Raw genomic sequence first — 11574 nt, 5'->3', positions numbered from 1 at the left:
AAGCATTACCTGCCATGCCCCCCCTGTGCAGCCCGCCATCCGTCGATGTATTTTTTCACAGTACGCCTGTCCAGACCCGTCTGCCGGGCCACTTCCTCATAAGTACGGGCATCCTCATAGCGACGGGCGCAATAGGCCATGAGCAGTTCCTGGGCAGTAAGGGTTCCGGACTCAATACCTTCCAGAATATGGGCATCCAGAGAAACCGGACGGGATCGCTTTTCCCCCTCATATACCGAGGTCAGAAGAATCCTGCGGACGGCCTGCTCCACTTCACGAACATTCCCCGGCCATGGGTAGTCCGGTCCGGGTTTTCGGGCAAGGGTCTGCTTTGCCATTTCCACCAGCTCCGGCGAGGGTATGCCCACAAGACGGGTAACCGTATGATCCAGGAGGGTATCCAGCTCCTTAGGATCCTCCCGTATGCGGTGACGCAAAGGAGGAACCTCAATGATGTCCGAAGAAAGGCGATAATAAAAATCGTCCCTGAAAACCTTTTCCCGTAAATCCTGAAGACTTTTGTTGGTGGCGGCAATGACCCGACCATGGAAACGCATGGCCTCATGGCTGCCCACAGGATAAAAAATTCTTTCCTGCAGAACATTAAGAAGCTTGATCTGAACGGGAGTGGAAACCTCACCGATCTCATCAAGGAAAATAGCCCCATGGGGTGAACAGCGGGCAAAAACGCCTTTAAAATCGTCTACGGCCCCTGTGAAAGCACCTTTTTTATGGCCGAAAAGTTCAGATTCCATGAGGCTTTCGGGAAACTGGGAAAGGTTTAAGGGCACAAAGGCAAGGGTAAAGCTTTCCACAAAACGTTCTTTTTCAGGATCAAAGGGAATATAGCCAGATCTGCCTATGGCTGCAGCGGCACTGCCCTTTCCCGTCCCCGTTTCCCCCAGAATAAGGGTGGAAAAATCTTCCATGCGATTAACAAGGTAGCGTTCATAAAGATCCAGATTCTGGGTAAAGACATTGTTCCAAAGGCTCTCCCGGAATTTTTTCATGGATGGGGATCTTCCGGATAGACTGCGATCGATGAAGTGGTAAGCCCTTCTGAGCTGAAAAGCCAGCTCAAAGGTATGCCGGGTTTTCAGCCCCCGTTTCTGGAGCAGGGCCAGGGCATCTCTGGTGAAAGGAACACGTACCGGTGCTGTGCCTGCTGCCACCTGGGCTTCAATCAGGGCGTCGAATTTTCTGCGGAATGCATAGAAAAGCTCAAAGAGAAAGGTAGTACGCAGAAGAACCTTATCCCTGCCTTCATAGGCTTCCAGATTGGCCCGGCCCTCCTTTTCCAGCAGACTTATTTTTCGGGCAACCTCTTCCACCATGCGCCGTATTCGCTCCTGCCTGTCCGTTTCCGGAAAAACGCCCGCAATGGAGGCATCCAGCTGACTTCTGGCATCACTGAAGGGATTGGTCATCCCTGCCTTGAATACCAGCTCAAAAAAATTGCGTTCGGATTCACTGAGGTGTTTTCTGGGGGGCATAAAGGCTCCTTGGCTTAAAGAATAATGGCAGCTTAACGGGGCACAACATCTCTGCCTTCACCGGGATAGAGGATAAGCTCAGGAACCTCTTCCGGATCAGCGAAAAGCTGCGTCTGGGGAAAAGGGCCTTCAGCGACTTCCGGAGGTGGATCATTTTCCGCCAGTACGGGGCTGGATCGCAGATCGCTGCTGCCTGCAGGAGCAGAAAATTCCACGGCAATATTGTTGGGGTCAAAGGTGTAGATGGAGTGGATGAATCCATGATCCACAGCCTCGGAAACCCATAAGCCTGCCGCCTCAAGCCTTGCCTTCATACGGGCAAGGTCCCCATCATTTTCCACGCCTATGGATACATGGTCAAAGCCGAAAGGGCCTTTAACGGGAACACCATGATCCTTTTCGCTAAGGGCTTCAACCTCCGGCCACTCAAAAAAAGCCAGAGCACAGCTTTCTGAAATGGAAAAAAAATACTGACGATAACCTTTTCTGCCAAAACCAAGAAAAAGGGGCAACCCCACCAGATCCCGCCAGAAACGTATGGTGGCTCCCAGATCCCGGGTGGCCAGGGCCAGATGGTGAATGCCTGTAAATTTCAGGGGCTGATTCATCTTTTTTTCTCCGAATCGATACAAGAATTCATCTGATTAGCACTGATTTTCAGCCATACGAACCTTCATTACAGGTCACTGTTCAGCACAGTTTTCCAAACACCATACATGCAAGACAGATGCACAGGCCCCAGGCTATTTGCCCGTGACGCAATCTTATTCGGGAGCTTCTTGCCCTGTGCGGAAGCGGCAAAAACTCCCCGCCACAGGCAGGATAAGCTTTTTGATTACAATGGCAGACTTAAGCACGCTGCCTTTGTGTCGGCTCAGACAGTTTGCCGCTTCTTTCGCACAGGCCTACAAAGCTCTGATCCGAAACGATTGCAATGTCACTTACAAATAGCCACGGAGCCTTACAGCAGTACGAAGCTGCTGCAATTACAGCATTGGCAGTTCGGAATAAACTGTGCTGAACAGCAACCCACGCCGTGTTACGGCGTTTTGTCATAAAGTAACTTTTGAAGTTACTCAGAAGTTACAGAAAAGTTAAATCTCATTTTGCAAGACTCTTAATACAGCCACAGTCTTGCTTTTGGTTGGGTAACGAACATAAACCCTGTCTGCATTTATGAAAAATGGTTTTTATTTCGTTTGAGCATGGGCAAATATCCTTAAAAATCAAGGCCGCTTACCATTTTTATGAACCTTTATTCATTTTTTTAATTATCGTTATTGAACTATGTCAGAAAAAATGTTTTTAGGGTTAGATACATAGCCTGAGGTTTTTTTACTGCCACAGGCACCAGAAAACCAGACAGCAGCTTAAGGTCTGCCGGATTTCAAATCAATCTGATTTTTAACCAGTCTGATATTTAATCACTGACTTTAATGCCAATGAAAAAGGAGATTTCAGGATGGCCCAAGTTATTGCCGACCGCCGTGATGTGGATTTTGTGCTCCATGAACAGCTTGAGGTGGCCGAGCTTGCCAAAAGCAGCACCTTCACGGAATTCAACCGTAAAACCATCGACCTCATTGTGAATGAAGCCAGAAACCTTGCCATCAAGGAAATTCTTCCTTTACAGAAAATCAGTGATGCAGGCTGCGAGTTTGATGCCGGAACCGTTCGGGTACCCGAAGCCTATCATAAGGTGTACAAAAACTATCTGGACGGTCAGTGGCTGGCCATGGGAGATACGCCGGAGTGGGGAGGGCAGGGAATGCCCAAGCCAGTATGCCTTGCGGCCAGTGAGTATTTCCATGGCGCCTGCAACTCCTTCATGCTCTTTCACATGGCCACCCATGGTGCGGCCCGGCTGATAGAGAATTTTGGTACGGATGAGCAGAAAAATCAGGTACTGAAAAACATGTATGCTGGCAAATGGTCCGGCACCATGCTCCTCACCGAACCGGATGCAGGCTCCGACGTGGGTGCCCTGAGTACTGTGGCCAGGCGCAACCCCGACGGCACCTATTCCCTTTCTGGCTCCAAGATCTTCATCTCCGGTGGTGAGCAGGATATGGTGGAAAATATCATCCATCCAACCCTTGCCCGCATTGAAGGAGCCCCCGAAGGCACCCGTGGCATCTCCCTTTTCATGGTGCCCAAATACCGCATCAAGGCAGATGGCTCCTTAGGAGAATTTAATGATGTAATCTGCACGGGCATTGAGCATAAGATGGGCCTGCACGGCAATTCCACCTGCTCTTTGACTTTGGGAGGAAAGGGTGAGTGCATAGGCACCCTCATCGGAGAAGAGAACAAAGGCATGGCCGCCATGTTCCACATGATGAATGAAGCCCGTCAGATGACAGGCCTTCAGGGTTTTGCCAACGCAACCACGGCCTATATGTATGCCCTGGATTACGCACGCCAGCGTATTCAGACCAAGCATATGACCGATCCCGCCGATGCAGGTCCTGCGGCCATTATCCGTCACCCGGATGTGCGTCGCCAGCTCATGATCATGAAGAGCTTTGTGGACGGCATGCGCAGCCTCATTTACTACAATGGTATGATCCAGAACCGCTGCCAGCTTTCCGACAGCCCGGAAGAAAAGGAAAGACTGAAAAACATTGAAGAGGTTCTGACTCCCATCATCAAGGCCTACATCACGGACAAGGCCTTTGAGGTCTGCTCCCATGCGGTTCAGGTCTATGGCGGCTACGGCTATGTGGAGGAGTATCCCGTGGCCCAGCTGCTTCGTGATGCCCGTGTTTTTCAGATCTACGAAGGTACCAACGGCATCCAGTCCATGGACCTTGTGGGCCGCAAGATGGGCATGAAAAAAGGGGCCGCTTTCATGGCTTATCTGGAGGAAATCCGCAGCACCATAGAAAAGGCTCGGAACATTGAATCCATCCGGCCTCTGGCGGAAAATTTGGAAAAACTGCTGGAAACCTACACGGAAACCGCCATGGTACTGGGTAAGGCCGCAGCCAGCGACAAGGTGCTTAACGCCTTTGCCTTTACCCATCCCTTCCTGGAGGCCACGGGTGATCTGACCATGGCATGGATGCTTTTGTGGCGGGCCCTTGTGGCCGAACCCAAAATCGGTCTGAAGAAAAAGGATGATGCCTTTTACAAAGGCCAGATCACCACGGCCCGTTTCTTCATCAATACCCAGCTTCCTGTTACCGCAGGTAGGCTTGCCTCCATCCGGGTCATGGATGGCGCAGCCATCGACATGGAAGATGCGGGTTTCGGAGGCTGATGATATTCAGGTTTCAGCTTGAAAAGTCTTTGATTTAAGAACTAAAAAACAAACCGGGGGCCTTGGGCCTCCGGTTTGTTTATAATATTATCATTTTCAAACTCTGCAAATGCATATGTACTGTATGCCGTACAGACTTTTTTTCATAAAATATCGCTGAAACAGAGATCACAGCAGACAATCCAGCTTTCTGATCCTGAAGTCACATAACAGGAAAGGGTCTGGCACATTCCGTCTCCGGTGATGGAGCGGTAGGGCTGGGTGACCCGAACCCGGCCGGGAGTACGAAGAGCCCTTTTGAAATAGGGTCGGCGGAACCAGTCTCCGCTGCGTCCCTCCTGCAAAGGAGCAAAGCAGGCGTCGGACCTTCTTTCCGGAGCTGTACCCGTAAGGGTGGACCCCACCTGCAGCCCAGTGGGAGTAAGCAGATAACATCGCAGGGTTCTCTTATCCTCCAGCATGCCCCTTAAGGCCTCCTCCGGCTTAAGTCCGGAACAGAGCTTCTCAAGGGCAAGGGAGAAAAGATCCAGAACCGGCTTGTTCCGCCTTCGCCACAGATGCTCCTTTTCTCCCAGCTCAGCCTTGCATCGCTCCATCAGACCATCAAAATCAGGAGAGGCCGGAGACGGATTCTTTTCCGGTCTGCCAAAATAATACCCCTGTACCATGTCGGCATCCGATTCCATGGCAATACGGGCTTCCTCCTCCCTTTCAATGCCTTCCACAAGAACAAGGGAGCCTGCCTGATGCAAAAGGGAAATAATGCCGGGAAGCATGCGCCGGGTACGGGCTTCGCGACCTGCACGGGCAATGATGGTTCGGTCCAGCTTCACAATGTGGGGGGAAAAACGCCAGATCCGTTCAAAATTGGAACTTCCTGCGCCAAAATCATCCATGGCAATGAGGCAGCCCAGATCCCTGAAAAAGGATATACCCCTGTCCATACGTTCCGGATCTTCTGTGGCCTGTTCCACCACCTCAATCACTACGGATTCCGGAGAAAGTTTGTAATAATCCAGAAGCTCAGAAAAAAATGAGCCATATTGCCTGGCATGAACGGCAACATCAGTGGCCACATTGAGAAAAAGCCAGCTGTCTTTATTGCCAAGCTTTAGAAAATTAGCCACATGGAGGGCACGGCAGAGGCGGTCTGCCAGCATGAGTTTTTCCGTGGAAAGTCCTCTGAAAAAATCCGGAGGAGCCAGGGGCTGGCCGTTTCTCGTTGGCCGTATCAAAGCTTCAAATCCCACAATCCTCTTATGGGCGAGGCTGTACACCGGTTGAAAAACCGAGGCCAGCCTGTGGTCTGTCCAGTAGCCTTCCCAGCAGTCCCCGCAGTTACCCATGAGGGAAGACACCTTATTAAATGAACATGCAGATGTTTTTTTTATCATGGCCATGGATCCCGGCCCTTTGTCTTCCTGAAACAAGGAGTCCTCCTTTTAATGTCTTTCCCCCATAAAATAGAATCACAATTCATGCCAGAGAAGGCACAAAAAATATAAATGCTTAATATGACAGTATTTATATGAAATCCATAATTCATATTAATTTATTTTTTATACAAAAATGTTCAAAATCCTAGCCACGCAATACCATTTTTGTGATTATCAGCTCCGGTCCCCATTGCCAAAGGGAGCCTTAAAAATCGGGAAAGGAGGCAGCAGGCATAACACTCAACATCTTCCTTGAGTTCCCTTATAAGCCCTGACGATCCATGGAATTCTTCCTGCTGCATACTGGCTCCTGCTTCCACCTTTTTACAAGCTGGCAAAATTTTTAACAGGCCAGTAGCCAGACATCCCTGCCTGCAACTAACTCAGCAATACGGATAAGCAGACCGGACTTCTTTAATCCCAGCAAAAAACCAGCTTTATCAAACCCTGATTACAAAAAAATACTTTCAGCATCTTTACGGCACGCAGCCTGCAAGTAGAGGAAGGGGGAAGTTTTAATAAAAAGAGATCATTTCTGACGGAGAAGGAGAAACTATGGATCTAAAGTATCTGATTGCCCTTGATGGCTCAACGGCATCCATGGCCGTCGTCCATTATGCCGCAGCCATGCTGCCCAAAGACCGGTCAGAAATAGTCCTTTTTCTTGTTGAGCTGGATATGCCGGAATCCTTTTGGGATATCTACCCGGACCCTGAAAATCGCATACACAAAGAAGAGATGGTTGAATGGGCTACAAGACAGCATAAATGCTTTGCCAGTGTCCTTGAGACGGCACGCAGCATATTAGTGGAAGCGGGATTCCCCCGAAAATGCGTTAACATTAAAATGTACCGGCGAAATACCGGTATTACACGGGATATTATTTCCGAAAGCATGGACGGATATGCAGCTGTTTTTGCGGGGCGCAAGGGATGCTCCAACCTTGCCCGCCTGCCCATCGGCAATGTTGCCCGGAAGCTTGTATCCCGCATCCTGCATATTCCCCTCGTCATCGTTGGCGAAAATGCGGAAACAAATCATATTCTCATCGGCTTTGATGATTCCAGGGATTCCAGAAGCTGTCTTCGATTTTCTGCATCCCTTTTTGCCGGTACAGATAAACAGTTCCACATTCTTCACATTGCCCGCTCTTTCAATCTTTTTAATGGTGAATTTCAGAATCCGGGCACTGTGACTGTCAGGCAGACCATAGATGATCAGGAAAAAAACCGGCGGATGAAAATAGAACCTGCCATGGAAAAAGCCCTTCAGATTCTTAAAGAGCATTCCGTGGAAAAAACAAACATGGAAAGCCTTATTATCACAGGCTATATGAACCGTTCCCTCGGACTTCTGGATATGGCTGAAAAGGAAGGCTGGGGAACAATCTTCGTTGGACGCAGGGGAGTCTCCAGAATACAGGATTTTCTGATGGGAAGGGTAGGGGAAAAACTTGTGGAAATGGCCAGAGATCAGGCCATATGGATTGTAAACTGATATGAGACAGGGCAAAGTTCTTTTTCTGCAATATTTTTCAGATAATTATTCAAAGGATCAATGCCGCAGTCAAATCGGTTCCGGTTGTGCAGGGATTTATCCAGAAGAACCGTTTTGATCATTATGCCTTGCTTTCATAGCGTTCAACAGCCGCTTTGAGTCCGGAATTTCAGGTCAGCCGACAGATCTTCATCCGCTGACCAGTCTCCTTTCAGCCTGTCCCCGCCTGCGGGATGACTCGCAAACTATCCCACAGACCTTTTTTTATGGACCCATCCCCCCGAAGCATGCTCTAATAAAGTTGCAGAGCATGCCTGCCTCAAGTATCAAAATCCAGCCCACCCTATTATAACAAGGATGCAAGATGAGTAATTTCAAGACCATATTGTTTTTTGTCCTTGCTGTCCTCCTTTGTTCATCAATGGTTTCTGCATCGGAAATTTATCAGTTCACCGACGAAAAAGGGGTCATACATTTTACGGACAATCCCATGAAGGTTCCCGGTGCAGAGTACAAGGAAATAGCTAGCCAGGGCAACTCCCACCCCAGGGGAAGTGATCTTATTGAAATCCTTGAAAAAAAACTAAACCCCAGGACTGCTGTGGAACAGGCTGCCATGGCAACTGTCCGCGTGGAATCCGTTCTTGGCATAGGTACGGGTTTTTTTATCAGTGAAAGGGGCCATATCCTCACCAACCGCCATGTGCTGCAACAGGACAAAGCTGAAGCACAAAAACAGAGAGAACACTACAGAAAGACGGAACAGAAGCTTCGCACCTATGGAGAACAGATCCGGCAGGAAGAACAGCGCCTTGAGGATGCACGAAAAAGAGCCGATGACTACGGGTTGAGGATTCCAGAAATGCATTCCAGCCAGCAGGAAAGGGCCAGAAAAAATCTTCAGGATGAACAGCGCAATATCCGGGAGCGGGAAAGCTACCTCAGGGGTATAAGGCAGGAATACCGGCAGGCAAAGGACGAGCTGGACAAACACCGGAGGGATTTTGAATGGCAGAACAATCTGGCCGGGACTCAGAGACAGGTCCGTATCGGACTTGCGGACGGATCATCCTTACAGGCATCCATTATCAAAATCAGTGAGCAGCACGATCTGGCCCTTCTTCATCTGAGAGGATACTCCCGCACACCCAAAATGGAAACAGCCAACCCGAGACTCCTTCCCAGGGGCGCACCCCTCTATGCCATTGGCAACCCGGCAGGACTCAACCACTCCGTTGTGAACGGAATTCTCTCCGGCATGGAAGGGGTATGGGTCAAGACCAATGCCAAAATATATCCCGGTAATTCCGGCGGTCCCCTCATCACCCAAAAGGGAGAGGTGGTAGGAATCAATACCTTCAAGGAACTCACCCACAAATTTGAAGGGCTGGGTTTTGCCCTTGATATCAGCGTGGCCCTGTCGGATATGGCGGGCAGTTTCTAAAACAACGCCCCCATGCTTTTCTTTACATGGAGGAACCCTGCCTATGGAATTTTGGTAATGCAAAGAGGAATTAATGCTTAGGGGTGATGAAGGTGCCGTCATCCAGCTCTTTGTATGCCAGCTCCACTTCTTCTCTTGTATTCATAACAATGGGACCTCCGCAGGCAAGGGGTTCATTAAGCGGAGGAGCGGACAGGAGGATGAAACGCAAAGACGCATCCCCGGCCTCCACGCGTATTCTGCTGCCGGAACCAAACAGCAGAACATTTTTTTCACCCATGGGCGGATGCTCAGGATCAAAGCGGCCTTCTCCGTAAAAGATGTAAGTATACAGAGTGTCCCCGGCATTCGTCGGGAGTTCCCAGAGAGCATGAGGCGCAAGGCTGACATCCATAAAAAGGGGCTTAATATACCGGCCTTCAAAAGCACCCTGAACACCCCGGTATCTGCCTGCTATCAGACGGATTTCACATCCCTCTTCCCGGATGAGGGGAATTGCATCTGAACGGATATCGCCATAGGCAGGTGGAGCCATTTTTTTGTCTGCCGGCAGATTCAGCCAGATCTGTACACCCAGCATCCTGCCCGGCGGCTGGGGCATTTCCTGATGAATGATACCGCTGCCTGCGGTCATCCACTGGCAGTCCCCATCCAGAATGCGGCCTTTATTCCCAAGGCTGTCACCATGATCCACCTTGCCTTCTATAAGGTAGGTGATGGTTTCTATACCCCGGTGCGGGTGCCAGGGAAATCCTTTGATGTAATCTTCAGGCCTTTTGTTATCAAAGGCGTCCATCATGAGAAAGGGATCAAAGAGTTCCGCCGTGCGGCAGTTGAAAAGCCTCACCAGTCGCACTCCTGCACCGTCTCTGGTTTCTTCTCCTTTTACCACTTCTTTAATCCTGCGATATGTTTCCATGCCTGCTTCCTTTCTTAAGGCTTAGGAGCTGCTTTCCGCATATTTCTGAAGCTGACTTCCTGCGGTCTTGGGATTAGTCAGCACCAGAGGGCCATTGATGCATCCCCCGGCACATGCCATTACCTCCACAAGGTTGGCATCTGCCTCTTTGTTCTCCGATGCAGCTCTGCCATAGGATTTGAGGGCTTTCATGCCAGCCTTGTCCAGGCCGTTTATCACCCTTACTTTCAGTTTTTCCGGGTGTGTAAGCCTGCTTTGAACGGCCTGGGCAACACCGCCGGAACGGGCAAAGTATCTCGCACTGCTGGTGGGCTGATTCTGGGAAAGGACAGGCTCACATGCGGCAACATCGATTTCTCTGGCGACAAACAGAGCACCGATTTCCTCGGCGGAAAGCACATAATCCACATTGGGATCATCAAAACCCTCCTTACGTTTGGCAAGGCAGGGGCCGACAAATACGCTGATGCAGTCCGGGAACGCCTCTTTCACCCGTTCTGCTGAATAATGCATGGGAGACCGGGTTTCCGAGATGAAGGGCAGGAGTTCCGGCACATAGATTTCAATGGCGCGTACATAGGCCGGGCAGCAGGAAGTAGTCATCAGGATGTCTCCCTGTTCCATTCTTTCTTCAAACTCAAGGGCTTCCTTTGCTGCCGTTATGTCCGCACCAAGGGCAACCTCAAAGGTCTGATGAAATCCGGCCCGGATGAAGGCCGCATCCAGCTGCCCCGGAGCAGCACGGAACTGGGCGGCAATGGCAGGAGCATAAAGGGCCACCACTTTTTTACCTTCTATTATATGCCGGATCACATCCACAAGCTGTCCCTTGTCCACCATGGCACCAAAGGGACAGCTCCTTATACATGCACCGCAGAAAATACATTTATTGTAATCAATGGTTTCCTTGCCGTCTTCATCCTTGGTGATGGCATTTACCGGGCAGGCTTCCTCACAGGGAACGGGGATTTTAATGATGGCATGGAAGGGGCAGTTTTTCTGACAGATACCGCAGTTGATGCATTGGGCATCGTCAATCAGGGCACGGCCTTTCTGGATATGGATACTTTTTTTAGGGCAGTTGGTCATGCAGGGTCGGGCGATACAGGCCTGACAGGCACTGGTAACCATATAACAGGCACGGATACAGGCATTACAGGCCTCATCAATGACCGTGAGCATGGGTCCCGTTGGTTTTTCCCTTTTCAGGGCTTCCGCAGCATAATCGGAAAGCTGCTTTTCCTCATCATAGTCTTCTATGCTGTGACCCAGCCGTGCAATGATACGCTGACTGAGTATTTCCCTGTCATGGTGAACGCAGCAGCGAAAGGGTGTACCATGCAGGGGAAGCATTTTTCTGGGGAGGGCGTACAGTTTTTTTTCCAATATACCCTCAAGCTGATACCTGGCTATATGAATCAGGATTTCACGCTTGATCTCTGTGGCCTTGTTATTGATGTTGAGCACTGTCTGATTTCCTCCGGTTCTGTTTCCGGTCATGCACCATTTCCCGGGAACCTTAT

At 50.0% G+C, this 11574-nt stretch carries 10 protein-coding genes; 3 read left to right on the top strand and 7 right to left on the bottom strand.

Annotated features, from left to right (window positions below):
• Nucleotides 1–5: 5 nt before the first annotated feature.
• Together FIM25_RS05940 and FIM25_RS05935 are read right to left on the bottom strand one after the other, a co-directional pair.
• On the bottom strand, nucleotides 6–1493 hold the full coding sequence (locus FIM25_RS05940) for a sigma-54-dependent transcriptional regulator (protein ID WP_139447287.1): 1488 nt from the start codon (nucleotides 1491–1493) through the stop codon (nucleotides 6–8).
• 32 nt (nucleotides 1494–1525) lie between these two features.
• Nucleotides 1526–2101: a VOC family protein gene (locus FIM25_RS05935; protein ID WP_218961305.1), complete on the bottom strand. Its 576-nt coding sequence runs from the start codon at nucleotides 2099–2101 to the stop codon at nucleotides 1526–1528.
• 854 nt (nucleotides 2102–2955) lie between these two features.
• On the opposite strand from FIM25_RS05935, the gene FIM25_RS05930 reads away from it, so the two are divergent.
• Nucleotides 2956–4755 (top strand): acyl-CoA dehydrogenase, encoded by a 1800-nt coding sequence (locus FIM25_RS05930; protein WP_139447285.1) that lies wholly within the window; start codon nucleotides 2956–2958, stop codon nucleotides 4753–4755.
• A 143-nt stretch (nucleotides 4756–4898) separates the two neighbouring features.
• Here the strand turns inward: FIM25_RS05930 and FIM25_RS05925 are convergent, their stop codons facing one another.
• Nucleotides 4899–6185: an EAL domain-containing protein gene (locus FIM25_RS05925; protein WP_139447283.1), complete on the bottom strand. Its 1287-nt coding sequence runs from the start codon at nucleotides 6183–6185 to the stop codon at nucleotides 4899–4901.
• A 143-nt stretch (nucleotides 6186–6328) separates the two neighbouring features.
• Complete coding sequence (locus FIM25_RS17040) at nucleotides 6329–6493, bottom strand: hypothetical protein (protein WP_179953192.1); 165 nt, start codon at nucleotides 6491–6493, stop codon at nucleotides 6329–6331.
• Nucleotides 6494–6746: 253 nt separating this feature from the next.
• Between FIM25_RS17040 and FIM25_RS05920 the strand changes: the two genes are divergently transcribed.
• Complete coding sequence (locus tag FIM25_RS05920) at nucleotides 6747–7688, top strand: universal stress protein (RefSeq protein WP_139447281.1); 942 nt, start codon at nucleotides 6747–6749, stop codon at nucleotides 7686–7688.
• Here FIM25_RS05920 and FIM25_RS17035 read toward each other — a convergent pair.
• Entirely contained in the window at nucleotides 7664–7810 is a 147-nt protein-coding gene (locus FIM25_RS17035) for a hypothetical protein (RefSeq protein WP_179953191.1), read from the bottom strand. The two genes, FIM25_RS05920 and FIM25_RS17035, sit on opposite strands and share 25 nt — an antisense overlap.
• A gap of 242 nt (nucleotides 7811–8052) precedes the next feature.
• Here FIM25_RS17035 and FIM25_RS05915 point away from each other — a divergent pair, with 242 nt between their 5' ends.
• Nucleotides 8053–9132 carry a trypsin-like peptidase domain-containing protein gene (locus FIM25_RS05915; RefSeq protein WP_139447279.1) on the top strand — a complete coding sequence of 360 codons (1080 nt, stop codon included), beginning with the start codon at nucleotides 8053–8055 and terminating at the stop codon, nucleotides 9130–9132.
• Nucleotides 9133–9202: 70 nt separating this feature from the next.
• Here FIM25_RS05915 and FIM25_RS05910 read toward each other — a convergent pair whose 3' ends face one another.
• A complete protein-coding gene (locus FIM25_RS05910; RefSeq protein WP_139447277.1) occupies nucleotides 9203–10051 on the bottom strand; it encodes a pirin family protein in 849 nt (282 codons plus the stop codon).
• A gap of 21 nt (nucleotides 10052–10072) precedes the next feature.
• Nucleotides 10073–11551 (bottom strand): monomeric [FeFe] hydrogenase, encoded by a 1479-nt coding sequence (locus FIM25_RS05905; protein WP_218961303.1) that lies wholly within the window; start codon nucleotides 11549–11551, stop codon nucleotides 10073–10075.
• Nucleotides 11552–11574 lie beyond the last annotated feature (23 nt).

It is taken from the genome of Desulfobotulus mexicanus (assembly GCF_006175995.1).
Classification (GTDB): Bacteria; Desulfobacterota; Desulfobacteria; order Desulfobacterales; family ASO4-4; genus Desulfobotulus; species Desulfobotulus mexicanus.
The sequence above is the reverse complement of the archived record's forward strand: the minus strand, read 5'-3'. Positions and strand labels throughout refer to the sequence as shown.

Coding starts and splice junctions, on each gene's coding strand:
- FIM25_RS05940 (WP_139447287.1), bottom strand. CDS start 1,493: ATGCCCCCCAGAAAACACCTCAGTGAATCCGAACGCAATTTTTTTGAG.
- FIM25_RS05935 (WP_218961305.1), bottom strand. CDS start 2,101: ATGAATCAGCCCCTGAAATTTACAGGCATTCACCATCTGGCCCTGGCC.
- FIM25_RS05930 (WP_139447285.1), top strand. CDS start 2,956: ATGGCCCAAGTTATTGCCGACCGCCGTGATGTGGATTTTGTGCTCCAT.
- FIM25_RS17040 (WP_179953192.1), bottom strand. CDS start 6,493: ATGCAGCAGGAAGAATTCCATGGATCGTCAGGGCTTATAAGGGAACTC.
- FIM25_RS05920 (WP_139447281.1), top strand. CDS start 6,747: ATGGATCTAAAGTATCTGATTGCCCTTGATGGCTCAACGGCATCCATG.
- FIM25_RS17035 (WP_179953191.1), bottom strand. CDS start 7,810: ATGATCAAAACGGTTCTTCTGGATAAATCCCTGCACAACCGGAACCGA.
- FIM25_RS05915 (WP_139447279.1), top strand. CDS start 8,053: ATGAGTAATTTCAAGACCATATTGTTTTTTGTCCTTGCTGTCCTCCTT.
- FIM25_RS05910 (WP_139447277.1), bottom strand. CDS start 10,051: ATGGAAACATATCGCAGGATTAAAGAAGTGGTAAAAGGAGAAGAAACC.
- FIM25_RS05905 (WP_218961303.1), bottom strand. CDS start 11,551: ATGACCGGAAACAGAACCGGAGGAAATCAGACAGTGCTCAACATCAAT.